This window comes from Gilvimarinus algae (assembly GCF_030518215.1).
GTDB classification, from domain to species: Bacteria; Pseudomonadota; Gammaproteobacteria; order Pseudomonadales; family Cellvibrionaceae; genus Gilvimarinus; species Gilvimarinus algae.
Map to the genome: position 1 here is coordinate 229,297 of NZ_JAULRT010000059.1, position 23,534 is coordinate 252,830.

Sequence of the window (23,534 nt, forward strand, 5' to 3'; positions counted from 1 at the left end):
CGGCGTTGGCCGCAGCGGGGGCAATTTATGCATCAGTGGATGTTAGGTGTCTTGACGCGTTACACGCGTAAGTGGGAGAGCACACAGGTGAAGTCTAGGTTTTTGGTGCCCTTGATGCACGCGCTTGCGGGTGCGGCGATCAGTGTGCAAGCCGCGGCAGCGAGCTTTTCCGGCCCTATGGAAACCACCCAGTGGCGGGTGGATGCCAGCGTCTTCGCCTGTAAGCTCTATCAGCAAGTGCCATTGCTTGGGCAGGCGGTGTTTCTGCACCGCGCCGGCGAGCAGCAGCGCTTTTATCTCAGTGAGATCAATCGCCAGCTCGCACCGGGCGAGGCGCGCCTCTACGCCCTGACGCCGAGCTGGCGCGCGTTCGGTCAGCATCAGGAGCTGGGGAGTGTCACCATTGAAGAGGGCGATGAGCCTATTCGCCTCGGCTGGCGTGACTCCCAGCCACTGATGGCCCAACTTCACGAGGGGCATCAGCTGCTGCTGCGCGGTGATGCCTGGTACGAGGGCGAAAGTGGCGTGGATGTGGTCATTGAGCCAATTCGCTTTCGCCAAGCACTGGGCGAGTTTCAGGATTGCCTGGGTAGGCTGCTGCCGGTGAATTACGATCAGATTCGCCGCTCCTCGGTGCACTTTCCCGGTGGTACGGAAGAGTTTGATGACGCCGAGCGTGAGCGTCTGGATAACCTCGCCCGTTATGTACTGGCCGATCCTTACGTGACCGCTTTGGTGGTGGATGGCCACACCGATGGCACCGGCCTGCGCGCCGAAAATCTGGAGTTGTCCAAGCGGCGAGCGGAGTTTGTGGTGGCCTATTTGGTCGAGCGCGGTGTGCCCGAGGATCTGGTGCAGGTGCGCTGGCACGGCGAACGTTACCCCGTGGCCTCGAACCGCACAGTGGCTGGCCGGGCGGAAAACCGCCGAGTGACCGTCAGAGTCGATCGGTTTGAACCGGACCCGGACGCCATCGCCCGCGCTGACTGAGTTGTTTCAGGCTGATACCTCTGAAAACAGGCGTGTAAATTTTTATCAACTCCCGGAATTTTCATCTGCCAACTGTGTCAAAACGCACGTTCAATGGCCGCCAGCAGCGGCTTTGGTAGCAACGACACAGAGGTAGTGATTACATGCAACACTGGGTGTCCAGCAACAAGCTGTTTTTAAGTTTACTTCTGATGGTGTCCGCGCTGACCGCGCGCGCCGCCGCTCTTCCCGAGTTCACCGAGCTTATCGAAAACAGTGCCCCGGCGGTGGTGAAAATCACCACCAGCAAGACCATCAGCTCGGGCCAGTCGCCGTTTGGCCAGATGCCATTTGATCAACAGCGCGAGCTGCCCCCATGGTTTCCCCAGCCATCGCCGCAAGAGCGCCATGCGCAATCCATGGGTTCGGGCTTTATCATCAGTGACGATGGCTACATCCTCACCAACAACCACGTAGTCGATGGCGCCGATGAGGTCACGGTGCGCCTTCATGACAAGCGCGAATTTGTCGCCAAGTCTATCGGCGTGGACCCCTTATCCGACCTGGCGCTTTTGAAAATTGAGGCCGAGGGCTTGCCTAAACTGAGCTTCGCCAAACCCGGCAGTCTCAAAGTCGGGCAGTGGGTGGTGGCCATTGGCTCGCCCTTTGGGTTGGACTATTCGGCCAGCGCCGGTATTGTCAGTGCCCTGGGCCGCTCCATCAGCTCTAACCAAAGTCAGTATATTCCCTTTATCCAGACGGATGTAGCAATCAACCCGGGCAACTCGGGCGGGCCGCTGTTTAATCTCAAGGGTGAAGTGGTGGGCATCAACTCACAGATTTACACCCGCTCGGGCGGCTCCAATGGCCTGTCGTTCTCCATTCCCTCGGATGTGGCGGAAGAGGTCATCGCCCAGCTGATGGAAAACGGCAGTGTCGAGCGCGGCTGGCTCGGGGTTTACATTACCGACGTGGATCGCGACCTGGCCATCTCCTTTGGCCTGGATAAGCCGATTGGCGCTTTGGTGAATGACCTGGAACCGGACAGCCCTGCCGAAAAAAGCGGCCTCAAGCCCAGCGATGTGATTATTGCCTTTGATGGCGATGAGGTGAGCGATGCCGGCATGCTGACGCAGATGGTCGGCCGGGTATCCCCGGGTACCGAAGTGGAGCTGACCGTTATGCGCAGCGGCAAGCGCAAAACGCTCGAGGTCACTCTGGGTGAGCGAGAGGCCCAAGAGCAACTGGCGAGCAGCAACAGTCGCAAGAACGGCTCAGCCCTGGATCGCCTGGGGCTGAAGCTTGATGACATTGATGAGCGCTACCGCGAGCGCTGGAAAATCGATGGCGGTGTGCTGGTGCGTCAGGTTGAACCCAACTCCCCGGCTGCCGAGACGGGCCTGCGCCCGGGCGATGTGATTGTCCAGCTCGGTTACGATGAGGTGACTGATATCGACAGCTATCACAGCTTGCTGGAAGCGCTGCCCGAGGACAAGCTTTTGCCGGTGCGCTTCTATCGGCGCGGTCAACCCCTGATCCGCACCATCAAGATCACCAGTGAGTGAGCAGGCAGGGCGGCGCAAACGCGCCGCCCTGCTGCGTTTCACAACCTGGGTAAGGTATAATGCCGCTTTAACGACTCGTTCGAGGTATTGAGTGGAACGAAATCGACTTTTCTGGGGAAGCCGTCGGGGGATGCTGGAGCTGGATCTGGTGCTCTTGCCGTTTCTTGAGAACGTCTACCCGGGGCTAGAGCAGGCAGACAAGGAACGCTACTGGAAACTGCTCGAATGCGAGGATCAGGACATGTTTGTCTGGTTCATGCGCCGCCAAGACCCTTCTGACCCTGAACTGCAAAGGATTGTGCAAATTGTTCGCGACAACACAGGCATCCCCCAAACCCCTTGAATCCGCTGTGCCGGAGCACGCCCTGTGCCCCGGCGGCGTCTACCTGGACACCACCATCGCGCCTTCCAATTTATTGGCGCGTTTGCACTGGCTGGCAGCGGCTGTCTGCATTGGTGCTCTAAGTGCCGTCTATGCTCCGGTGATTGTGGGCCAACCCCTCTGGCTGTTGTTCTGGGCGCTGAGCGTGGCCTTACTGCTCGGCTCAACGCTCTACGCGCGGCGCAAAGCGGCACACATCTGGCATTTGCGCCTCGACACCCGCGGCTGGCAATTGGCGCCCGAGGGCGGTGATTTTCAACCTGTGGCCCTCGTAGGGCAGGTGCGCCTGTGGCGCTGGCTGACGACCTTGCGCCTGCGCAGCCGCGCCGGAGAGACGGTCACGCTCGCCATCGCGCCCGATGCCATGGCGGAAGAGGACTACCGGCGCCTGCGGGTGTGGCTGGTTACTCAGGCAGGGCGCTGACAATCACGTCCTGGGCGGCGAAGTTGGTCGGGACCAATATGGTATCGCGCGCGATAGGGCTGATGTCGGGGTGGTCCAGCGAGTAGTGCAGGCCGCGGCTCTCTTTGCGCTCCATAGCGGAGCGGATGATCAGCTCCGCGACGGTCGCCAGGTTGCGCAGTTCGATCAAATCCCCGCTCACCTTGTAGTTGCTGTAGTACTCGGCAATTTCTTTTTGCAGCAACTTGATGCGGTGGGTGGCGCGCTCGAGCCGCTTATGAGTCCGCACTATACCGACATAGTCCCACATAAAGCGGCGCAGCTCGTCCCAGTTGTGAGAGATCACCACGTCTTCATCGGAGTTGGTTACCCGCGATTCGTCCCACTTGGGCGAAGCCTTGGGCCCGCCAATGCCGGGTAGCTTGGCCTCAATGTGCTCCGCGGCCGACTGGGCGTAGACAATGCACTCAAGCAGGGAGTTGGAGGCCATGCGGTTGGCGCCGTGCAGCCCGGTAAAGGAGGTTTCGCCAATGGCATAGAGGTTTTGTAAGTCCGTCTGGCCGTTGTGATCCACCACCACGCCGCCGCAGGTGTAATGGGCGGCGGGTACGACGGGGATGGGGTCGCGGGTAATATCGATACCGTACTCCAGGCAGCGCGCCTGCACGGTGGGAAAGTGCTCGCTGATGAAGGCTTCGGACTTATGGGAAATATCCAGGTAGACGCATTCGCAGCCGAGGCGCTTGATTTCGTGATCAATGGCCCGGGCGACAACGTCCCGCGGCGCGAGCTCGGCCCGCTCGTCAAAGCGCGGCATAAAGCGTTCGCCATTGGGCAGTTTAAGCAGCGCACCTTCGCCGCGCAGCGCCTCGGTAATCAGAAAACTCTTGGCCTTCGGGTGATAGAGGCAGGTCGGGTGAAACTGGTTGAATTCCATATTCGCCACCCGGCAGCCGGCGCGCCAGGCCATGGCGATGCCGTCGCCGGAGGCGCTATCGGGGTTGCTGGTGTAGAGATACACCTTGCTGGCCCCGCCAGTGGCCAGTACCACCACCTTCGCCTGGAAAACGTGCACATGATCGTCGCGCAAACTCAGGGCATAGGCGCCTGTCGCACGGAGTTTGCGTGAATCGGCGTCTGCCTGGGTGATCAGGTTGAGGGCGACGTGATGCTCAAAAAGTTCAATCGACGGGTGGTGCTGCACCTGTTCAATCAGCGTGCTGTGTACGGCACGGCCGGTGGCATCTGCGCTGTGGATAATGCGCCTGTGACTGTGCCCGCCCTCTTGGGTCAGGTGGTAGTCTTCGGAGTTTTGTTCGCGGGTAAAGTCCACGCCCTGTTCAATCAGCCACTTTATGGCGCTTTTGGACCGCTCTACGGTAAAGCGCACCGCGTCTTCATGGCACAGGCCCGAGCCTGCGACCAGAGTGTCGGCCACATGGGCCTCTACCGAGTCGTGGTCGTCCAGTACCGCGGCAATGCCGCCTTGGGCAAACCAAGTGGAACCCGTGTTGACGGCGTTTTTGCTGAGCACCGCGACCTTGGCGGTGCGTGCCAGGTTCAGGGCGAGGGTCAGACCGGCGGCGCCCGAGCCGATGATCAGTACATCGTAGTGATAGTGTCGGTTCATAGAGTGAGTTCATCGAAAGCCAGATGGGGGAGTATAGCAAGGCGGAGTGCAAGTTAAGAGCCGCCGAAAGTCGCCCTCAGTACTCCAGGCCAAACAGGTTTGTTATAAACACGTATAATCACGCCGGAACTTCTTATAAAGACTTTTTGTCTATGGGAGCGATCTGGTGGGCAGGGGATGTCCGCGATAGCAATGCTATTCTTACAGGTAGCGCCGATCGGTGGCCACAGGGGTGGGCCGATAGCAGAATTCGGAGGTCACTCGCCGTACGGCGGGTGTTTTGGGGGTTAGATGATGACAGCGCAATCTGCGCCGGATGCCGATCAACAGCTGGTAGAAAGAGTACAAAAAGGCGATAAGCGAGCCTTTGATATGCTGGTGATCAAGTACCAACACAAGATTTTTTCCATCATTGGTCGCTATGTGCGCGATCAGGCCGAGGTGCAGGACGTCGCTCAGGATGCTTTTATCAAGGCCTATCGCGCCCTGGGCAAGTTTCGCGGTGAGAGCGCCTTTTATACTTGGCTCTACCGCATTGCGATTAATACGGCTAAGAATCATCTGGTGTCCCGCTCGCGCCGCCCGCCGGCTACCGATGTCGAGGTCGATGAGGCCGAATTCTATTCGGGCTCGGATCTGCTGAAAGACGCCGATACCCCCGAAAGCAGTCTGATGTGCGATGAAATCCAGAAAGCTGTGGACACGGCCATTCGCGATCTGCCAGAGGATTTGCGCTCAGCCGTCACCCTGCGCGAAATGGAGGGGCTGAGTTACGAGGACATTGCGGCGATTATGGATTGCCCGGTGGGAACGGTGCGCTCGCGCATTTTCCGGGCCCGCGAGGCGATTGATAAGAGTATCAAGCCGCTGCTGTCGACCACAGAATAGAAATTTCTGAACCCTGGCTGAACCTTTGGCAGGGGCCAATGTCAGACGAAGGACAGAGGATGTAAATCTTTGTAATGTGAGTCGGTCTGCGCTATGTTTAGCGACCTCTAATCGCATCTGGCGGTACCGATTCGGCGCGAAAGGCGCCAGTACGTTATCCAACAGCAATCCACCCCGTCGGGGTCCGAGTGATAAAGGTAAATGCGAGCATGACAGACAAGTCCCATGAGACTCAGCTGGCCGAATCCATTTCGGCTATGGTCGACAGCGAAGCATCAGAGCTGGAGATGGCTCGGGTCCTCAAGGCCAGCCAGAGCGATGACGAGGTCAGAGCGACCTGGTCCCGCTATCATATCGCCCGCGCCGCCATGCGCTCGGAACTCCCCGCTGGCTTGGCACCTGAGGGTTTCGCCAGCCGCATCAGCGAAGTGCTGGCCGATGAGAGTATCCCGGCGACTCGCCAGCTGTCCCGCCTCTGGCTCGGTCTGGGTCGGGTGGCGGTTGCCGCTTCTGTGGCCGGCGCCGTGATTCTTGGTGCCCAGTTTTACCAGCAGGACCCTACCGTCGCCGCCGAGCAAAATATGGTGGCAGACACCAGTGGCAATGCTGGCCGCGCTTTGGCCCCGGCCGATGCCTCTTTACCGGTGGGCTTTAATGCGCCGGCGCTGTCTGCCCGCCCGGTGAGTGCCCAGTCGGTTTATCAGCCCGCGTCCCGCCGTCCGGTGGTGGTGGAGCCGCGCCGCCCAGACGTAAAACTGTCCAACGAACAGGTGCGCACCTATCTCCATCAACTGCTGGAGCAACATACGGATCACGCGGCGGTGAACAGCGCCTCGGGTGTCGTTCCCCACGCCCGCGTTCCCCTGATTGAAGAAGAGTAAGCCATGAGTCGGTTCGCCGGCGCCCTGCTGCTGATGCTGTTACCGCTCAGCGCTGTGCAGGCGCAATCCACCCCAGTTTCCGAGGCTCCGGCGGAGCAGTCAAACGCTGATGCCTCCCCCCCCTCCGCCCAAGCCAGTGACAGCACCACCATTCGTTCAGTGAGTGAACTGCTGGCGCGCATGGCGGCGCACCGGCGGGAGCTGAATTACCAGGGTACCTTCACTCACCAGGACACTAACGGGACAGACACCTTTCGCCTGCAGCATTGGGTCGATGACGGCACGGAGTACCAGCGCCTTTACTATCTGCAGGGGCCCGAGCGCGAGGCCGTGTTGAGCAAGCCGCTCGGGTGCAAGGCGACCGGCGAATTACTGATTGCCGATCGCGTGGAAAAACTGGCCGGCCGCTACCCCGAGCTGGAAAAGCTCTACAGCTTCCGTGTGATGGGGCTTGAGCGTATTGCCGGTCGGCCCGCCACCATGCTGCACATCGTGCCACGCGACCCTTTCCGTTTTGGTTACTTGTTCAGCATCGATCGTGAGACGGGTTTGGTGCTCAAGTCCATTTTGCTGGACGAGAACCAGCGCCCTGTCGAGCAGTTTCAGTTTGTCGAGCTCAATACCGGGCTCGAGGCCAGCCACTTCTCCAACGCTCGTGAAGCGCAGATTTCCCACCGGGTATCCGCCGCTGATGTTAGTGGTTGTCACCAGGGCACGGGAGAGGAACCCAGCGTTTGGCAGCTAGCCTGGGTGCCTGAAGGCTTTGCTTTTTCGGGTCAGCGCCAGGTGCGCGACGACATGCAGATGCTGATGTATACTGACGGTCTGTCCACCTTTTCGGTATTTCTCGATCCCGTCGCCAGTGAATTGGCCATTGAGGCACGCGCCCAGCGCGGCGCCACCAACTTTTATCTCGGTGGGGTCAAACTCGGCAGTCAGCTTTATCAATTAACCGTTGTCGGCGAAATTCCGGCGGCGGTTGCCGAGCGGGTGGGGCAGTCTCTAAAACCCAGGCAGTTGAGTGACGCTGCAGGCGGATAAAGGCATGCTGATTGAATCCGGAAAAATTGTCGCCATCGAGCCCGATGGCCTGTGGGTAGAAACCATCTCCCGCTCTACCTGTGGCAGCTGCGCCGCGCAAAAAGGCTGTGGGCAGAGCCTGCTCGCCAAATTCGCCGGACATACGACCTTTATCTGGGTGTCCCTCGGCGGTCGGGACTCACAGGACTACAGTATCGGTGAAACCATTGAGCTAGGTGTCCCCGAAGCTGTGGTCGCCAACGGTTCTCTGCTCGTCTACTTTGTGCCTCTGCTGAGCTTGCTGGCTGCTACTTTGGCTGCCAGTTACGCTGGCGCCGGTGAGGGGCTGACAACACTTGCCGGGCTGCTTGGGCTTGTCGCCGGTGGTGTCTTGGTCCGATGGCGAGCTCATGTCACCCGTCACGACAGCCGTTTGCAGCCGGTATTGGTCGAGGGACGTCAGCCCGTCAAATTTGCCTGAGTCTTTTACAGCTGCAGAGCCAAGCTGCGCCTAAGGGTTTACACCCAAGCCTGCTGGGCGTTCGCGGCCTCTGTGTTTGAATCCACCCCCGGTACCTGCCGCCAGAGTGATTCGCTGAGCGCTTGCAGATTCTCCGCTTTATCCCGCACGATCCATCCGGCAATAGCCGCTGCCACATCCGGGTAGCTAACAGCCTGCGCGCGTGGTTTTGGCAACCAATCGGCAATCACCTCGCGGCTGATGCGGGTTGTGGTTGTGGCATAGCCGAGCGCTTGCAAGGCGAGGGCATTGGATTGCTGTTCCATTTGCCGGATCACTGGCTCTGCCAGTAATTTTTTACCGAGCTGGATGGCTTCGCTTGGTAACTCAAAGCCTGCACTGCATATCACGCCTTCACTGGAGTGCAGATGATGCTGAAAGCCGTGTCGGGAGAAAGGGCGCAAGTGGATATGGCCGCGATCTTCCGGAGCCTTGAGCTTGTGGTAGACGTAAAACTCGTGGTCGGTAAAAGGCTCGAGCAGCGGGACAATATCTTCCAGATCGGCGAAGGGCAGATAGACGAGAATTTGCTTGTCGACAAAGGTGTTCGGATGGTCAGAGGGCTCGACAATGGGTGGTAACAGCGGCTGGTCAAAATGGTGCCAGTGCACGCCGACCGGCGTGTCTATCGGGGCAAAGAGCCGCATAAACGCATCGGTAAAAATGTTGTTGTCGCGTTTGGGGATGGGATAGAGAAAAGCGCACTGGTGAGAGATGCCAATGCTGCGCACGCCAGCGTGACGAGCGGCCCAGGCGGTGACGGGTTCAAAATCACTGATCACCAAATCATAGTCGCTGGTGTTGAGCGCACGAATATCGCGGCTCAGCTGCAGCAAGTCACTTTTTAAAATGGTTTTCGGCATATTGACCTTGCCCTTGCGGGTTTGCAGGGTCAGGCCTTTGTAGCAGCGGTACTCACCAAAGACATCCATATCAAAGAAATCTTCGCGTTCCCTGCCGGAAAACACCCAGTCAACCGCAAGGTCGTACTGCGAAAAGGCTCGCGCCATAGAGCGCGCCCGCGTCAGGTGACCATTGCCTGTGCCCTGAACGCCGTAGAGTACTCTCATCCCATCATTCCTGTATAAACTACGCTGCCGACAAGGGCGCAGAGTGTGCCCAAGAGGGCACCGGCTAGTATATCGGTAGGATAGTGCACGCCGAGCAAAACGCGAGAGGTGCCGATCATGCACGCGAGAAAATAGGCGGCCAGAGCAAAGGCCGGGAAAAATAGCAGCACCAGATAGGCAAAGACAAAGGCCGCGGCGGTGTGGCCGGAGGGGAAACTGAATTTATCCGAGGGCGTAATCCAGCTTTCAAACACTTCGATGTTTACCGAAGGACGGTCGCGCTTGATGACATTTTTTAAAATCAGGTAGAGCCCCACGTCCAGGGCGTAGCAGCAAAGCCCCATAAACAAAAACGTCTGACTGTCGGGAACTTCAAACGCAATCAGCGACAGGGCGATGGCGATATAGAGCGGACCGTCGCCGCAGCGGGATATCCACCGCACGGTGCGTCGGTAGCGAAACTGTTTGGTCACGTGAAGCCACATGAATGCCAGGGTATCGATCTGGTGGACTCTTTGCAGAAAAGCATTCATAGTTTCACCCGTTTATGTGGTTCCAGTGGGGACGGGGTAAGTGATACCACCGCACTGTGACGCTTGTGTGACAGATTTTTGATGGAGTAATGACAGTATGAAGCCTGGTAAGACCGGCCTGACCCGAGTGATGCATGCCCTGGGGTATTCCCTGCAGGGACTGGGGGCTGCCTGGAAATTCGAGGCCGCTTTTCGCCAGGAAGTCATCATGGCTCTGCTTCTCATTCCAGCGGCTTTTTGGCTTGCCAGCTCCCACATTGAGTTGGTGTTGTTGATCGCCAGTGTTTTCTGGGTACTGATAGCCGAGCTGATCAATTCATCCGTCGAAGCCGTGGTCGATCGCACCGGCTCGGAAGTGCACGAACTCTCCGGCCGAGCCAAGGACATTGGGTCGGCGGTGGTGCTACTGAGCCTAGTGCTATTGTCGATTGTCTGGGGCATCATTGCCTGGCACCGTTTTTGGGGTTAACGGCCTGTTAACCGCCGGATAACCGACTAGTATTACTATCCAAAGGCCGATACCGGCCCTGACACGTTACTCAACAGGATAGTGAGCTATGAAACTGATGTCCGGTGTGGCCCCTCGCGGTCTCTCTTTATTATCAAAGCCCGCTTATACCGCGTTGATACTGGTCTTGCTTGGGGCTTGCTCGGAGCGCGGTGCTGAAGCGCCCGCAGCACCACCGCCGGCGGTGAGTGTCTACTCAGTTGTCGATCGCCCGGTTGGCAGCTACCGCGAATTTGTCGGACGTACCGAGGCGCACCGCACTGTTGATCTCAAAGCGCGGGTGGAGGGCGAGTTGGTTCAGCGCGGCTTTGTTGAAGGCACATTGGTCAGTGAGGGGCAGTTGCTCTTCGCGATTGAAGATGCTCCCTATCGAGCAGCAGTGCAGGCCGCCGAGGCCGATCTGGAACGGGCCCGCAGCGAAGTGGAGCGCACGGCAAAAGAGTACGAGCGTGGACAGCAGCTCGCCCCCGATGGCTATCTCAGCGAGCAGGATCTGGACAAACTGAAAGCCGCCGCCAGCCAAGCGAAATCGGCGTTAAAAGCGGCCGAATCGCAGTTAGAAACCGCCCGCATTAATCTCGGTTACACCAGGATTCTGGCGCCTTTCACCGGGGTGATTGGCAAAACCCGCTACAACGTCGGAACCATAGTCGGTCCTGCCAGTGAGCCCCTGGCTGAGCTGTCCGCCTCGGACCCGATTTATGTGAATTTTCAGCTCGAAGAGAGCACCTACATTTCGTACTTGCAACGGCGCCAGCGCGAAGGTGTCGCCGATCAGGCGCCGCCGGTGGACATCGCCATGCGCCTGCCCAACAACGATACCTATCCGCAACAAGGCGTGCTCAATTTCGCCGATACCCGAGTGGACGCTACCATGGGATCGGTGAGTTTACGCGCCGAGTTTCCCAACCCCGACGGAGTCGTCGTACCCGGTCTTTACGTTACCCTACTGGTTGAGGGGCGGGAGAAAGACACCAAGGCGGTGATTCCCCAGGCCGCTGTGCAGTCTGGGCAGGATGGCTACTCGGTGTTGGTGGTCGATAGCAACAACACGGTGCAGCAGCGGCTCGTAAGTATGGGGCGCCGCATGGGACCCATGTGGATTGTAGAGGCAGGCCTTGAGGCGGGCGAGCGCATAATCATCGATGGGCTGCAGAAGGTCAGAGCGGGCATTGAGGTGGCGGCCAAAGAGCGCGAGGTGGATCCGGTGACGGGCGCCATTGCTCCCTTGGATAGCCAGTAAATTCGGGGAGTCGGTCATGATCAGCAGGACGTTTATCTACCGCCCGAAGTTTGCCTTTGTGATTTCCATTGTGATCACTCTGGTGGGGCTGCTTGCGCTCGGCACCTTGCCCGTGAATATGTATCCACAGCTGACGCCGCCCAAGGTCCAGGTATCTGCGGTCTACCCGGGTGCCAGTGCACAGGTGGTGGAAGAGTCGGTGCTGCGCCCTCTCGAGGAGCAGATCAACGGCGTGGAAGACATGATTTCCATCGAGTCTTCCGCCTCTAACAACGGCTCAGCCAATATCACTGTGACCTTTGCCACCGGCACGGATGTCGATATGGCGCAGGTGAACGTGCAAAACCGCGTGGCGCTGGCTGAGCCCTTCCTGCCCGAAGAGGCAAAGCGCCAGGGGATCACAGTACGCAAGCAATCCACCGATATGTTACTGGGCATTAATCTGGTGGCAAAGACAGGTCACGAGCATATCGATGCGCTTTACCTAAGCAACTATGCCACCAACAATATGGTCGAGCCCCTCGCGCGGGTGCCCGGCGTAGCGCAAGTGCAGGTGATGGGGGAAATGTCCTATGCCATGCGCATTTGGCTCAACCCCGATCGCATGAGCGCACTCAAGATTACCGTGGCCGATGTCACCAACGCACTGCGTGAACAAAATGTGATTGTCGCGGCCGGTAAGTTTGGCCAGGCACCCGTGCCGCCGTCGCAACAGTTTGAATATAGCATTCAGGCTCAGGGCCGGCTGGTGCAGACCGGCGAGTTTGCCAATATTATTCTGCGCGCTGGTGAAGACGGCGCCGTGGTGCGCATGGGCGATGTCGCCCGTATCGAGCTGGGCTCGCAAAATTACGGTATTCAATCCAAATTGAACAATCAGCAAACGGCTTTTATTGTCATTTATCAGCTGCCCGATGCGAATGCCACCGAAGTGGCTGCACAGGCGCGGCAAACCGTGGCGGCGCTTGCCGCGAGTATGCCAGACGGGCTCGAGTACAAAATACTCTACGATTCGACGCGCTTTATCGAGCGCTCTATTAAAGAGGTGGTAAACACACTCCTGCAGGCGATTGCGTTGGTGATTCTCGTGGTGTTTGTGTTCCTGCAGAACTGGCGCGCCACCATCATTCCCTCAATTGCCATTCCGGTGTCGCTGATCGGTACCTTCGCCTGCATGCTGGCTCTGGGTTATTCCATCAACACCATTACGCTCTTTGGCCTGGTGTTGGCAATTGGTGTGGTGGTGGACGATGCCATCATCGTCATCGAAAACACCGAGCGTATTCTCGCCGAACAACAGTGTTCGGTGCGCGAGGCCACGCTGAAAACCATGCAACAGGTGACAGGCCCGATTATCGCCACAACGCTGGTCTTATTGGCGGTGTTTGTGCCCGTGGGCTTTATGCCGGGTATTACCGGCGAACTCTACAAGCAGTTTTCCGTTACTATTTCCTGCGCCGTGCTGATCTCCTCGATCAACGCACTGACCTTGAGCCCGGCACTGTGTTCGGTGTTGTTGAAAAAGGATAATCAATCGATTGGTTGGATGAGCCCGGTGGAACGGCTGCTCTCGCGGTTGACCGGCGTATATCAGAGCGGCATTGGCGCTGTGCTGCGTCATGCGGGGCGGGCGGGCATCGCTGTGTCTATGCTGTTTGTCCTATTGGCGTTTTTGGCGGTGAAGCTGCCCTCGGGGTTTGTACCGCCAGAGGATCAGGGGTATTTGTTTGTCGATGTGCAATTGCCCGACGCAGCCGCCAGTGTGCGCGCCGCCAATGTGATGGAAAAAGTGAGCGAGGTGGTGCAACAACAGCCGGGTGTCAGCGACATGATTACCGTGGCCGGCTTTAGTTTGCAAAGTGGTGCCGGCTCCAACAACGGCTTTGGCATAGTGGTACTGGACGATTGGGATACGCGCACCGACGGCAGTGTGAGCCTCAGAACCATTATGCGTCAGCTGCAAGCTGCGCTCTGGGCCATACCCGAGGCCCGGGTCATGGTGTTTAACTTACCGCCTATCCCGGGGCTGGGCTCCTCCAGTGGGTTTGAGTTTCAGTTGCAGGATGCGCGCGGGCGCAGCCCAGCAGAGCTCGCCCAGGCACTCGACGGCCTAGTCTATCAGGCCAACAGTCATCCTGTGCTCAATCAGGTGTACAGCACCTACCGGGCAAATGTACCACAGTATTTTCTCGAGGTGGATCGCGCTAAAGCCAAGGCACAGGGTGTAGCGATCAGTGATGTGTTTGCTACCTTGCAGGCGCATCTGGGTTCTCTGTACGTGAACGACTTCAATCAGTTCTCCCGCACCTACCGGGTGATGATTCAGGCAGACAGTCAGTATCGGCTGGGCCCGGATGATTTGCGCCACTATTTTGTGCGCAACACCAAGGGGGAGATGGTGCCGCTTTTGACGCTGGCGAGCGTTAGGCCGATTTTGGGGCCCACCAGCATCAACCACTTCAATCTCTACCGCTCGGCCAAGGTCAACGGCCAGGCCGCCGATGGTCTGAGCTCGGGCCAGGCGATTGCCGCCATGACGGAGATCGCCCGCTCTCTTCCGGACGGGTATGTCTACGAATGGGCCGGCCAGTCCAAGCAGGAAATCGACGCCGGCAACCTGGCGCCGGTACTGTTCGCGTTGGCGCTGCTATTTGTCTATTTGTTTCTGGTGGCGCAGTACGAGAGCTGGGCCATTCCTCTGGCGGTGCTCTTGGCGGTACCTGTGTCTCTGTTGGGCGCCTTTGCGACGTTGAGCCTGGTAGGCTTAGAAAATAATGTCTATGCCCAGATCGGTATGGTACTGCTGATTGGGCTCTCGGCGAAAACCGCTATTTTGATCGTTGAGTTTGCCATGGAGCAAAGGCGCGAGGGCAAGTCCATCTTTGAGGCGGCCTATATCGCTGCGCACCTGCGCTTTCGCGCGGTATTGATGACTGCACTGTCGTTTGTCTTAGGTGTCTTGCCACTGGTGTTTTCTACCGGGGCGGGTGCTGCTTCGCGTGTGTCCCTTGGCTTTACGGTGTTTGGTGGTATGCTCGCCGCTTCCATCCTAGGTACGCTGTTGATTCCGCTGTTTTACTGGGCAGTGCAACATATGCGTGAGCGCCTAGGCGGTTCAGACACACCCGACGAGCCTCTAAGCGACTGATCTGGCCGCACTTTTACCTTACTATACGCGTTTAACAGTTCCTTACGCGGGCTGTCTGCACTCTTGTCTGTCTGCAACGTAGAATTCCTCTGAAAGAAAAAGAGTTTCATTTACCCACATTGAGGGCCGTCTGACCGCTATGCCTACCACTTCCTCTCGCCTGCCAGCAGGTAGTTTGCTGCTGTGCTCGCTCGTTTTTGCTGCCGTGCTTGTCGGCTGTTCCAAACCTGAGCCCGCCAGTGAGCGGAGAGGCGGCATCCAGTCGCGCCCCGTGATTGCCGCCGAAATCAGCTACAGTCCGGAGCAGGTGAATGTGGAGGCCGTGGGTACCTCACGGGCGCTGCGCTCTGTAAGTATTCGCCCGCGAGTGGCCGGTCAGGTAGAGAGCGTCAAGGTCGAGCCGGGCCAGAAGGTGAGCGAGGGCGAGGTGTTGTTCAGCCTCGACAGTCGCGACGAGGCGCTGGCCTTGCGCAACGCCGAGGTGGAGCTTGAGGACGCCGAACGACTGCTGCGCCGTTACCGGCAGACGGGGGATAGCGGTGCTGTAACCCAGTCGGCCCTGGATGACGCTGAAAGTGCGGTGGCCCGCGCCAGAATTGCCGTGGACCGGGCGCGGGTGAACCTCGACTATCAGCAAGTAAAGGCCCCCTTTACCGGCTATGTGGGTTTGACGGATATCGACCCAGGCGCATGGGTCGATACCAGCACCACACTGACGACTCTGGACGATCGCAGCACCTTGCTGGTGACTTTCCCCCTGCCGGAATTGCTGCTCGGGCAAATCGCTATTGGTGAAACCATCGAGCTGTCCGCCTGGCGCAAGCAGGCGCTGGTGGCGGAGGGGCGCGTGGTGGAAATCGACAGCCGGGTAGATGCGAGCGAGCGGACGTTTTTGGTGCGCGCCCATGTCGACAACAGCGAAGACAAACTGCGCCCCGGAATGAGCTTTCGTATAGCGCTGACACTGACCGGTAACGATTTCGCACTGATCCCCGAGCTTTCGCTGCAGTGGGGGCCGCGCGGTTCGTTTGTCTGGGCGGTGATTGACGGTGTGGCAGAGCGTCGCGTGGCGACCATTGTCCAGCGTCGCGCCGGTCAGGTGCTGGTGGATCTCGATTTGCCGGAGGGCGCGCTGGTCGTGCTCGAGGGCATTCAAATGGTGCGTGAGGGCATGCCGGTGAGCGTGGCTCAAGTGGTCAATGTTGCGGGCATGCCCGCGCGGACAGAGCCCGAGGTGAGCGGTGACTGAACAACACGAGGATTTTCATAAAGACGATATTGCCAGTCTGAGTATTCGCCGGCCGATTCTGGTTTTGGTGCTCAACCTGTTGATCGCCATTGCCGGGATCGCCTCAGTGGTGGCGGTAGAGGTGCGAGAGCTGCCCGACGTGGACCGGCCTGTGGTATCGGTGCGCGGTGTCTACCCGGGCGCTTCCCCCGAAACCATGGATGCGGAGGTCACCAGCATTGTCGAGGGCGCGGTAGCGAGGGTATCGGGCATTCGCAACATCCGTTCATCGAGCGAAGAAAACAACATGCGCTTACACGTGGAGTTTTCCCCCACGGTGGATCTCAACGCGGCCGCTTCCGATGTGCGCGAAGCTGTCAGCCAAATTGAGCGCGACCTGCCACCGGACATTGAATCTTTGACGGTGGTTAAGGCCGACCCCAATGCCAACCCAATCATCAATCTCGCTATTGTCAGTGAAACCCTCGATGAGCTGGAAATGACCCGGCGGGCGGAGAAGGATTTGATCCCCGAGCTGGTGTCCATTGACGGTGTGGCGGATGTGGTGCTTTTTGGTCAGCGACAAAAAGTGTTGCGGGTGGTGATGGACCCGATCCGCTTGGCGAGTTTTGGTCTGTCGGTGAGCGATGTGGCCAACGCTCTGCGCCAGGCGCCGTTTGATGTGCCCTCGGGCAGTTTTCGCTCAGGTGATCTGGAGTTGTTGGTGCGCGCCGATGCCTCAGCGGTAGAGGAAGAGCAATTGCGCGGCCTGGTGGTTCGCGGTGATACCCGTTTGGCGGATGTGGCTCAGGTGTTCTTTGCTCCGGAAGATGCCAGCTCCTACGTCCGGCTCGATGGGCTGCCGGTGGTGGGCATGGGGGTGGTGCGTCAGTCCCAGTCCAATACCCTGGACATTGCGGCGCGTGTGCATCAGGCGGTAGATCGGTTGAACGAGCGCTTTACCGATTTTGAGTTGATTATCACCGAGGACAGCTCCAAGTTTATCAAGGGCTCCATGCGCGAGGTGCTGATCAGCATGTCGCTGACGGTCACCATCGTGATTCTCACCATCTGGATGTTTATTGGCTCTCTGCGGGTAACGTTGATTCCCTCAGTGGCCATTCCGGTGGCTTTGATCGGAACCGTGGCGGCGATCTGGGCCATGGGTTTTTCTCTCAATATTCTCACACTGCTTGCTCTGGTGTTGGCGACCGGGCTAGTGGTCGACGATGCGATTGTGGTGCTGGAAAACATCCAGCGCCGCCGGCATCAGGGCTTGGGCGCGCGAGCCGCTGCGGTGCTGGGCACTCGGCAAGTATTTTTTGCGGTGATTGCCACCACCGCGGTCTTGATCTCCGTGTTTGTGCCTATCGCCATGTTACCGAGCACGGCCGGCAGACTGTTCCGCGAGTTTGGCTTTGTGCTCGCCTTTGCGGTAGCGGTGTCTTCTTTTGTGGCGCTGTCGCTGGTGCCGGCCATGGCGGCGCGAATCGTGCCCGAGCGCAAGGGCGAGTCCCATCCCATTCGCGACCGCCTGCAGGGCGTGGGAGAGCGGCTGCAGGGAGTCTATACCCGCTCGCTCGAACGGGTGTTGCAGTGGCGTTGGCTCGCACTTTTGTTTGCTCTCGGTGCGATCATTGCGGCGGCGCTGGTGTATCACAATGTGCCTCAGGAGCTGTTGCCCGAGGAAGACCGCGGTGTTATCTACGTGGACGCCACCGGCCCTGACGGCACCGGCCTCGAATACACCGAGCGCCAAGTCAATGCCATGGAGGCGCGCGTGCAACCGCTGCTCGACTCCGGTGAAGCGACGCAACTGTTCTCCATCGTCGGGCGCTACGATCCCAACCGCGGTCGCGTGATTTTGCCGCTAAAGGACTGGGATGAACGTGAGCGCAGCCAGCAGGAGATGATGGCCGAGCTGCGTGAACCCATGAGCGAAATTCCCGGCGCTTTTGTACGCGTTTCCAGCACCAACAGCCTGGGGTTGTGGAACAGCGGCGGCGGTATTGAAGTGGCGCTGGTGGGCAGTGACTATATGGAAATTTTTGCCGCGGCCGAAAAATTCGCCGCAGCCATTGAAGACCAGTTACCCAATTTGTCTCAGCCGGACATTCAGTTTCAGCCCACGCAACCGCAGTTGGCGGTGACCATTGATCGCAGGCGCGCCTCGGACCTTGGGATTCCGCTGGACAATATCGCCATGACCCTGCGAGCCATGGTGGATGGTTATGATTTGGTGGATTTGTCGGTGGGCGATGAGGCGATACCGATTATGCTCGAATCTTCGGGCAATCAAATCAATGACCCCGGCGACCTGGTCAATCTGTTTGTAAGTACCGACGATGGCCGTTTACTGCCCCTGTCCAGTGTGGTGACCCTGACCGAGGAGGCGGTGGCCGCCGAGCTGGATCGGCACAAGCAGCGCCGGGCCATCGAAATTGATGTGGACCTCGCCGATGGTTACCCGCTGGCCTCGGCCGTGGAGGATTTGCGTGCGTTGGCCGAGGCCGAGCTGCCGCCCGGCATCGGTCTGATTTTTCTCGGTGAGGCCGAAACCCTGGATGAAACCTCGCAGGAGGTGGCGCTTACCTACATCATCGCACTGGTGGTGGTGTTTCTCGTGCTCTGCGCGCAGTTTGAAAGCTTTACCAGTGCGGCGATTGTGATGCTCACCGTGCCCTTTGGCGTTGCCGCTGCCATTTTTGCGCTTCTGCTGACGGGCACCAGTATCAATGTCTACTCGCAGATTGGCTTGGTGATGTTGATTGGCCTTATGGCAAAAAACGGCATATTGCTGGTGGAGTTTGCCGATCAGCTGCGCGATCGCGGCCACTCGGTCATTGAGGCGGTGACCACCGCTGCCAGTGTGCGTCTGCGGCCCATTGTCATGACAATGATGTCTACGGTTTTTGGCGCTTTGCCGCTGATTCTCAGCAGTGGTCCGGGCGCCGAGGCGCGCACCGCCATTGGCTGGGTGATCTTTGGCGGTCTGGGTATGGCGGCGGTGTTTACGCTCTATCTGACCCCGGTGGTTTATATGCTGGTGGCGCGCCTTGCCAAGCCGCGCGCGGAGGAGGGGCTGCGCTTGTCCAGTGAGCTTGAGCAGGCACGCAACATTCCCGACAACCATGACTGAGGTGCCTTGGTGAATGGGGTACAATAGCGTCTATCTCAGCAAAGCAACTTGAGAGCACTATGAAACCTGTTCAAAAGAGCATAGAGGCGGCCCTGACCGCGCAATTCTCCCCAGTGCATATGGTGGTGGACAACGAAAGCCATATGCACAGCGTGCCGCCGGAGTCGGAAACCCATTTCAAAATTACTCTGGTGAGCCCGGCGTTTGTCGGAAAGCGGCAGGTGCAGCGTCATCAGGCGGTGTACGCCGTGCTCGCCGAGCAGATGGCAGGCCCGGTTCACGCTCTGGCGCTGCATACGTTTGCGCCCGATGAATGGCGCTCGGAGGCTGTGCCCGAGTCTCCCAACTGTCTCGGTGGCGGCCGCCACTAGCCGATGCTCTGCAGCCGGCCTGGTTTGATTTGGATCAGATGTCGGGCAAAAATACTGGCTGTATAAAAAACAACCCGCTATAATCGCCGCCCCTGAGCGGTTGTACCGCAAATCTTTGATGCTATTGACTATTTTGATTGGATTATGAGCCAGATTGTTGTCGCTGCTTTGTATAAATTTGTTCTCCTGCCGGAGTATGTCAGCCTGCGTGCGCCGCTATTGGCTGAGTGCGAGCGCTTGGAACTAAAAGGCACCTTGCTGCTGGCCGGCGAGGGCATTAACGGTACCGTGGCTGGCAGCCGCGAGAGCATCGATGGTCTGCTCGCCTACCTGAAAAGCGACGAGCGGTTTGCGGATATAGAGCACAAGGAGTCCGTGCACGAGGAGCAGCCCTTTTACCGGATGAAGGTCAAGCTTAAAAAAGAGATTGTGACCATGGGGGTGGAAGACATCGACCCGCAAAAAATCGTGGGCACCTACGTCAAACCCCGTGAGTGGAATTCACTGATCAGTGATCCAGAGGTGTTGGTGGTGGACACTCGTAACCGTTACGAGTACGCCATTGGTACCTTTGAGCGCGCGCTCGACCCCAACACCGAAACCTTCCGTGAGTTCCCGGACTATGTGAAGCAGAACCTCGACCCGACCACACACAAAAAAGTGGCCATGTTCTGCACCGGCGGTATCCGCTGTGAAAAAGCCACCGCCTATATGAAAGAGCAGGGTTTTGATGAGGTCTACCACCTCGAGGGCGGTATTCTCAAATACCTGGAAGAAGTACCGGAGCAAGAGAGCCTCTGGCGCGGTGAGTGTTTTGTGTTTGATAACCGAGTCGCGGTCAATCACGATCTCGAGAAGGGCTCTTATGATCAGTGCTACGGCTGTCGCCACCCGATTACCGAGCAGCAAAAGCAATCGCCCCTCTACCTCAAGGGTGTCTGCTGTCCGCTGTGCTACGACAAGCTCACCGATGAGCAGAAAACGCGTTTCGCCGAACGGCAAAAGCAAATTGAACTGGCCCGCGAGCGCAACGAAAGCCATATTGGCGCGCCACCTCCGGCGCGCCAAACGCGGCGGCAGGCCTAACAGCCTGCCAATACCGGTTTTGTCGTAAAACTGTCACAATAGCCCGATACCCTCACCCGTCCCGAAGCCTATAAAGGTGCCCGGGTGAGAGGACTCTTTCAAGTCAACACAGTAGGTCAAGGCAATGGACTTTGAAACCTGGGATGTCGATCTGGCATCCGGTGAGGCCCGACACGCATGTGGTTGTATTATCCGCATTGAAGGGGATCCGCAAAATCCCTCGTCAGTGGACCCCAGCCATTTTCCCAAGTCGCTGAATTTTATCGATCAGGCGCGGTTGTTGCGCTGCGGCGTGCAGGCGCTGGCGAATGCGGCTGAGCAGGGCGGCTCCGGCGCTCGCCTCGGGCAGGCTCAGTCGCCCGCCAAGAGCCGCACGGTACGCGAGCTGGAAGAAAAAGCGCGGATGTTCGCCGAGAACCCCGGCCGGCCCAAGCGTGCGGTGCTGTCGCTTAAGCGCAACCGGGAAGAAAAAGTTACCGAATAACCAGCTGGCCGCGCAGCTGCAGCTGCGTTTTGTGGTGGTCGAGCATGCCGAGCATCTTGTCGAAGTCCTGTTCGGCAATGTCCAGGCCATTGCTGACGATCACATCCTGGCTGCCGTTGTAGACCAAGCCGTTCAGCTCTTTGGTCACCTTGTCGATCGCAGCAAAAATCTGATCGGTGGTCGCTTTGTCGCGGAAGATACGGCCCTGGCCTGTCAGGCGCAGATAGTCGTCGCACTCGATCAGCCACTCTTTGCGCTGTTCAAGCAATTTGCGGATGTTATTCATGCCGCCTTTGTGGCCGCCGGGGAGCTGTTCAGCCCGGTACTTCTCCAGGCTTCGATAATCCTGAATCAAAAAGTCCGCGCGCGTGGTGTGGCAGAAATCGGCACTGAGATAGCTGGCGAACTTCACGCCATGCTCCTGCTCAGCCTTGTCTTTCTTGCACGCCTCGTCACAGGCAAATGCCTGACTACCCGCCAGCGCGAGCAGCAAGGCCACGACGTTTACTGGTAGATTTTTCATAAGAGCAATACCCTTTTTATCGTTTTTGTTATGTAACTCACAATTTGGGTATAAAGGACTTTGCTCTTCAGGTCAAGTCTTAACGATTTTTTGCGTATTTTTATTCCGTTTGGGCGTATTTATGCGATTAATCAGCACATATCGGAGTAAAAAACGCCCTTAATCAGCCAGGGCTTTACCGATCAGCGCCTGTAAATGCTCGGGCAAATCGCCCGCACCCGCCAGCGCCGCCTCATGCCCCTTGGGCGACATCTTCTTCCAGGTTTTGCGGATGATATCGATCAGCTTGGGCTCTTCGTGCTTAGCGGCAAACTCTTCCAGATAGTGACGGATAAAGACCAGGCAGATAACGTCTTCCAGAGCTTGTACCTGAGGGTCCAGTTTGAGGCGTTTTTTTTGCAGCATATCGGCCACCTGTTGGCCGCTGTCCTCATCGCAGCCGTGCGCCAGCATAATCTGGCGCGCGCGCTCGGCGTGGTGCCGGCCCAGCTCGGTGCGCCAGCGCTTGTAGCCGCTGCGGTCCATGGGGTAGTCCGAGCGGGGGATCACCCAGCGCTCAATGTGCTGCGCGCGCGCGGCAATTTGCAGAGCCGGCTCGGCGTCCGGCACAAAGGACGCTAGTTGCTCGGTCATACGCTGGGCGTAGAGGTACTCGCTTGGGGTGCCGTCACCGGTGAGGTTTGGGTCCTGGTGGTTGGCCCGATCGATGTCCTCCAGGACGGCGTTGACTTGCTTATCGGTTATCGGCATAGGTTCTGGCTCTCACTGTGGGCCAGCTCGCGCAGGGCACCCGGTTGGACAATGTGCAGCTCTTTGCGGCTGGCCTGGATAATATCGAGTTGCTGCAGGCGGCCAAACACCCGGCTTACCGTTTCGAGCGTCAGGCCGAGAAAGTTAGCCATGTCGCTACGGGACATGGGCAGTGCGAAAGTGGTGGGCGAGAGCTTGTGGCGCTCGTGACGCAGCGACAAACTCACCAGCAAGGAGGCTACGCGGGTATCGGCCGAAGTGCGGCCCAGCAGTCCGAACTGCTTTTGATCGGTACTGATTTCCCGACTCAGCAGCTGGAATAGGTTGCGTTGCAGCCCCGGCACCTGTCGGCTAAGCGCTTCCAGCCGGGAGAAGGGGATGGCGCAAACGGAGGTGGTTTCCAGCGCCTGAGCGCTGTTGGCGTAGCTGTCTTCGGCAGGTCCGTCCAGGCCCACGACTTCGCCCGGCAAATAGAAACCGGTGATCTGCTCTTCGCCATCGCGACTGGTTCTCCAGGTCTTGATTGAGCCGGAGCGAATGGCGTAGATCGCGCCAAATGGTTCGCCGCTGCGGTAGAGGATATCGCCACGCTGCAGGGGTTTACCGCGCTGGACAATCGCGTCGAGCTTGTCGATATCGGAAAACTCGAGGCTGAGCGGCAGACAGATATTGCTGAGCCGGCAGTCGTTGCAGTGCGCGTAACCGCGCCCGGGGCGCGGCGGGAAATGTGGCGGTTGTTGATTCATTGCCGGTGTCGCCCGTTTGATCGCTGATAACAGTAAATTCTACGCGAAAGCCCGGCCAGGTTTAAGGGGCGGCGACTTTACACTCAAATCTTGCCCGGTTTATAGTGACCAAGACCTCTGCGGGGCCGTGCTGTTGCGGCTTTGACCGTTAAACCGTGCACCGGATGAGGGCTATTGAATTTTCTCAATGTTAGGACCGGCAGGTGCCGGAGCAGGTTAGCAGCTATGTCTAAAACATCAGGTGTGGTGAAATGGTTTAATGAGTCCAAAGGCTTTGGCTTTATTGCCAGTGAGGGTGGGCCGGATGTGTTCGTGCATTTTTCGGCAATCGTCGGCTCTGGTTTTAAAACCCTGACCGAGGGGCAAAAAGTCAGCTTTGAAATCAAAGATGGCCAGAAGGGCCCTCAGGCCGAAAACGTTGTTCCCGAGTAGCGAGTAGCGAGTAGC

Annotated in this window: 23 protein-coding genes; 17 read left to right on the forward strand and 6 right to left on the reverse strand. The window is 58.4% G+C overall.

Annotated features, from left to right (window positions below; translation table 11 throughout):
* Nucleotides 1-87 precede the first annotated feature (87 nt).
* From QWI16_RS12350 to QWI16_RS12365, 4 genes are all read left to right on the forward strand, one after another.
* Nucleotides 88-990: a flagellar protein MotY gene (locus QWI16_RS12350; RefSeq protein WP_302713541.1), complete on the forward strand. Its 903-nt coding sequence runs from the start codon at nucleotides 88-90 to the stop codon at nucleotides 988-990.
* 143 nt (nucleotides 991-1,133) lie between these two features.
* Complete coding sequence (locus tag QWI16_RS12355) at nucleotides 1,134-2,534, forward strand: Do family serine endopeptidase (protein WP_302713543.1); 1,401 nt, start codon at nucleotides 1,134-1,136, stop codon at nucleotides 2,532-2,534.
* A gap of 91 nt (nucleotides 2,535-2,625) precedes the next feature.
* On the forward strand, nucleotides 2,626-2,877 hold the full coding sequence (locus tag QWI16_RS12360) for an FAD assembly factor SdhE (RefSeq protein ID WP_441294563.1): 252 nt from the start codon (nucleotides 2,626-2,628) through the stop codon (nucleotides 2,875-2,877).
* The gene (locus QWI16_RS12365; protein WP_302713545.1) at nucleotides 2,840-3,340 is read left to right on the forward strand and encodes a protein YgfX; all 501 of its coding nucleotides are present in this window, start codon (nucleotides 2,840-2,842) and stop codon (nucleotides 3,338-3,340) included. Before QWI16_RS12360 ends, QWI16_RS12365 begins: the two co-directional genes overlap by 38 nt.
* Here QWI16_RS12365 and nadB read toward each other — a convergent pair.
* On the reverse strand, nucleotides 3,321-4,949 hold the full coding sequence (gene nadB, locus QWI16_RS12370; protein ID WP_302713547.1) for an L-aspartate oxidase: 1,629 nt from the start codon (nucleotides 4,947-4,949) through the stop codon (nucleotides 3,321-3,323). The genes QWI16_RS12365 and nadB overlap by 20 nt on opposite strands.
* A 294-nt stretch (nucleotides 4,950-5,243) precedes the next feature.
* Here nadB and rpoE point away from each other — a divergent pair, with 294 nt between their 5' ends.
* The 4 genes from rpoE to QWI16_RS12390 all read left to right on the forward strand — a co-directional run bounded on the left by rpoE (nucleotide 5,244) and on the right by QWI16_RS12390 (nucleotide 8,219).
* Nucleotides 5,244-5,837, forward strand: coding sequence for an RNA polymerase sigma factor RpoE (rpoE, locus tag QWI16_RS12375; RefSeq protein WP_370659932.1), 594 nt, complete (start codon nucleotides 5,244-5,246; stop codon nucleotides 5,835-5,837).
* Between the two features lie 209 nt (nucleotides 5,838-6,046).
* Nucleotides 6,047-6,718: a sigma-E factor negative regulatory protein gene (locus tag QWI16_RS12380; protein WP_302713551.1), complete on the forward strand. Its 672-nt coding sequence runs from the start codon at nucleotides 6,047-6,049 to the stop codon at nucleotides 6,716-6,718.
* A gap of 3 nt (nucleotides 6,719-6,721) precedes the next feature.
* A complete protein-coding gene (locus QWI16_RS12385) occupies nucleotides 6,722-7,759 on the forward strand; it encodes a MucB/RseB C-terminal domain-containing protein (protein WP_302713553.1) in 1,038 nt (345 codons plus the stop codon).
* Nucleotides 7,760-7,763: 4 nt separating this feature from the next.
* Nucleotides 7,764-8,219, forward strand: coding sequence for a SoxR reducing system RseC family protein (locus QWI16_RS12390; protein WP_302713555.1), 456 nt, complete (start codon nucleotides 7,764-7,766; stop codon nucleotides 8,217-8,219).
* A gap of 38 nt (nucleotides 8,220-8,257) precedes the next feature.
* Here the strand turns inward: QWI16_RS12390 and QWI16_RS12395 are convergent, their stop codons facing one another.
* Nucleotides 8,258-9,328, reverse strand: coding sequence for an MJ1255/VC2487 family glycosyltransferase (locus tag QWI16_RS12395; protein ID WP_302713557.1), 1,071 nt, complete (start codon nucleotides 9,326-9,328; stop codon nucleotides 8,258-8,260).
* A complete protein-coding gene (locus tag QWI16_RS12400) occupies nucleotides 9,325-9,861 on the reverse strand; it encodes a phosphatase PAP2 family protein (RefSeq protein ID WP_302713559.1) in 537 nt (178 codons plus the stop codon). Before QWI16_RS12400 ends, QWI16_RS12395 begins: the two co-directional genes overlap by 4 nt.
* A 97-nt stretch (nucleotides 9,862-9,958) precedes the next feature.
* Here QWI16_RS12400 and QWI16_RS12405 point away from each other — a divergent pair, with 97 nt between their 5' ends.
* The 8 genes from QWI16_RS12405 to QWI16_RS12440 all read left to right on the forward strand — a co-directional run bounded on the left by QWI16_RS12405 (nucleotide 9,959) and on the right by QWI16_RS12440 (nucleotide 21,068).
* Nucleotides 9,959-10,330 carry a diacylglycerol kinase gene (locus tag QWI16_RS12405; protein ID WP_302713561.1) on the forward strand — a complete coding sequence of 124 codons (372 nt, stop codon included), beginning with the start codon at nucleotides 9,959-9,961 and terminating at the stop codon, nucleotides 10,328-10,330.
* A gap of 88 nt (nucleotides 10,331-10,418) precedes the next feature.
* Nucleotides 10,419-11,612: an efflux RND transporter periplasmic adaptor subunit gene (locus QWI16_RS12410; protein ID WP_302713563.1), complete on the forward strand. Its 1,194-nt coding sequence runs from the start codon at nucleotides 10,419-10,421 to the stop codon at nucleotides 11,610-11,612.
* A 16-nt stretch (nucleotides 11,613-11,628) separates the two neighbouring features.
* Nucleotides 11,629-14,760, forward strand: coding sequence for an efflux RND transporter permease subunit (locus QWI16_RS12415; RefSeq protein WP_302713565.1), 3,132 nt, complete (start codon nucleotides 11,629-11,631; stop codon nucleotides 14,758-14,760).
* Nucleotides 14,761-14,899: 139 nt separating this feature from the next.
* Nucleotides 14,900-16,009, forward strand: coding sequence for an efflux RND transporter periplasmic adaptor subunit (locus QWI16_RS12420; RefSeq protein ID WP_302713567.1), 1,110 nt, complete (start codon nucleotides 14,900-14,902; stop codon nucleotides 16,007-16,009).
* Nucleotides 16,002-19,127 (forward strand): efflux RND transporter permease subunit, encoded by a 3,126-nt coding sequence (locus tag QWI16_RS12425; protein ID WP_302713569.1) that lies wholly within the window; start codon nucleotides 16,002-16,004, stop codon nucleotides 19,125-19,127. The genes QWI16_RS12420 and QWI16_RS12425 overlap by 8 nt, the downstream gene beginning before the upstream one ends.
* A gap of 59 nt (nucleotides 19,128-19,186) precedes the next feature.
* On the forward strand, nucleotides 19,187-19,498 hold the full coding sequence (locus QWI16_RS12430; RefSeq protein ID WP_302713571.1) for a BolA family protein: 312 nt from the start codon (nucleotides 19,187-19,189) through the stop codon (nucleotides 19,496-19,498).
* Between the two features lie 144 nt (nucleotides 19,499-19,642).
* Entirely contained in the window at nucleotides 19,643-20,584 is a 942-nt protein-coding gene (gene trhO / locus QWI16_RS12435) for an oxygen-dependent tRNA uridine(34) hydroxylase TrhO (protein ID WP_302713573.1), read from the forward strand.
* Between the two features lie 124 nt (nucleotides 20,585-20,708).
* A complete protein-coding gene (locus QWI16_RS12440) occupies nucleotides 20,709-21,068 on the forward strand; it encodes a hypothetical protein (RefSeq protein WP_302713574.1) in 360 nt (119 codons plus the stop codon).
* Here QWI16_RS12440 and QWI16_RS12445 read toward each other — a convergent pair.
* The 3 genes from QWI16_RS12445 to fnr form a co-directional block, all read right to left on the reverse strand.
* Nucleotides 21,058-21,591, reverse strand: a complete 534-nt coding sequence (locus QWI16_RS12445) for a hypothetical protein (protein ID WP_302713575.1) — start codon at nucleotides 21,589-21,591, stop codon at nucleotides 21,058-21,060. The two genes, QWI16_RS12440 and QWI16_RS12445, sit on opposite strands and share 11 nt — an antisense overlap.
* 159 nt (nucleotides 21,592-21,750) lie before the next feature.
* Entirely contained in the window at nucleotides 21,751-22,341 is a 591-nt protein-coding gene (locus tag QWI16_RS12450; RefSeq protein WP_302713577.1) for a DUF4202 domain-containing protein, read from the reverse strand.
* On the reverse strand, nucleotides 22,332-23,087 hold the full coding sequence (gene fnr, locus QWI16_RS12455; protein WP_302713578.1) for a fumarate/nitrate reduction transcriptional regulator Fnr: 756 nt from the start codon (nucleotides 23,085-23,087) through the stop codon (nucleotides 22,332-22,334). The genes QWI16_RS12450 and fnr overlap by 10 nt, the downstream gene beginning before the upstream one ends.
* A 225-nt stretch (nucleotides 23,088-23,312) precedes the next feature.
* Between fnr and QWI16_RS12460 the strand changes: the two genes are divergently transcribed.
* Complete coding sequence (locus QWI16_RS12460; RefSeq protein WP_302713579.1) at nucleotides 23,313-23,519, forward strand: cold-shock protein; 207 nt, start codon at nucleotides 23,313-23,315, stop codon at nucleotides 23,517-23,519.
* The last annotated feature ends 15 nt before the right edge of the window (nucleotides 23,520-23,534 follow it).

Excerpts from the sequence above, each read along its gene's own strand:
- QWI16_RS12355 (WP_302713543.1), top strand. The coding sequence starts at position 1,134 with ATGCAACACTGGGTGTCCAGCAACAAGCTGTTTTTAAGTTTACTTCTG.
- nadB (WP_302713547.1), bottom strand. The coding sequence starts at position 4,949 with ATGAACCGACACTATCACTACGATGTACTGATCATCGGCTCGGGCGCC.
- rpoE (WP_370659932.1), top strand. The coding sequence starts at position 5,244 with ATGACAGCGCAATCTGCGCCGGATGCCGATCAACAGCTGGTAGAAAGA.
- QWI16_RS12380 (WP_302713551.1), top strand. The coding sequence starts at position 6,047 with ATGACAGACAAGTCCCATGAGACTCAGCTGGCCGAATCCATTTCGGCT.
- QWI16_RS12385 (WP_302713553.1), top strand. The coding sequence starts at position 6,722 with ATGAGTCGGTTCGCCGGCGCCCTGCTGCTGATGCTGTTACCGCTCAGC.
- QWI16_RS12390 (WP_302713555.1), top strand. The coding sequence starts at position 7,764 with ATGCTGATTGAATCCGGAAAAATTGTCGCCATCGAGCCCGATGGCCTG.
- QWI16_RS12395 (WP_302713557.1), bottom strand. The coding sequence starts at position 9,328 with ATGAGAGTACTCTACGGCGTTCAGGGCACAGGCAATGGTCACCTGACG.
- QWI16_RS12400 (WP_302713559.1), bottom strand. The coding sequence starts at position 9,861 with ATGAATGCTTTTCTGCAAAGAGTCCACCAGATCGATACCCTGGCATTC.
- QWI16_RS12405 (WP_302713561.1), top strand. The coding sequence starts at position 9,959 with ATGAAGCCTGGTAAGACCGGCCTGACCCGAGTGATGCATGCCCTGGGG.
- QWI16_RS12410 (WP_302713563.1), top strand. The coding sequence starts at position 10,419 with ATGAAACTGATGTCCGGTGTGGCCCCTCGCGGTCTCTCTTTATTATCA.
- QWI16_RS12415 (WP_302713565.1), top strand. The coding sequence starts at position 11,629 with ATGATCAGCAGGACGTTTATCTACCGCCCGAAGTTTGCCTTTGTGATT.
- QWI16_RS12420 (WP_302713567.1), top strand. The coding sequence starts at position 14,900 with ATGCCTACCACTTCCTCTCGCCTGCCAGCAGGTAGTTTGCTGCTGTGC.
- QWI16_RS12430 (WP_302713571.1), top strand. The coding sequence starts at position 19,187 with ATGAAACCTGTTCAAAAGAGCATAGAGGCGGCCCTGACCGCGCAATTC.
- trhO (WP_302713573.1), top strand. The coding sequence starts at position 19,643 with ATGAGCCAGATTGTTGTCGCTGCTTTGTATAAATTTGTTCTCCTGCCG.
- QWI16_RS12440 (WP_302713574.1), top strand. The coding sequence starts at position 20,709 with ATGGACTTTGAAACCTGGGATGTCGATCTGGCATCCGGTGAGGCCCGA.
- QWI16_RS12445 (WP_302713575.1), bottom strand. The coding sequence starts at position 21,591 with ATGAAAAATCTACCAGTAAACGTCGTGGCCTTGCTGCTCGCGCTGGCG.
- QWI16_RS12450 (WP_302713577.1), bottom strand. The coding sequence starts at position 22,341 with ATGCCGATAACCGATAAGCAAGTCAACGCCGTCCTGGAGGACATCGAT.
- fnr (WP_302713578.1), bottom strand. The coding sequence starts at position 23,087 with ATGAATCAACAACCGCCACATTTCCCGCCGCGCCCCGGGCGCGGTTAC.
- QWI16_RS12460 (WP_302713579.1), top strand. The coding sequence starts at position 23,313 with ATGTCTAAAACATCAGGTGTGGTGAAATGGTTTAATGAGTCCAAAGGC.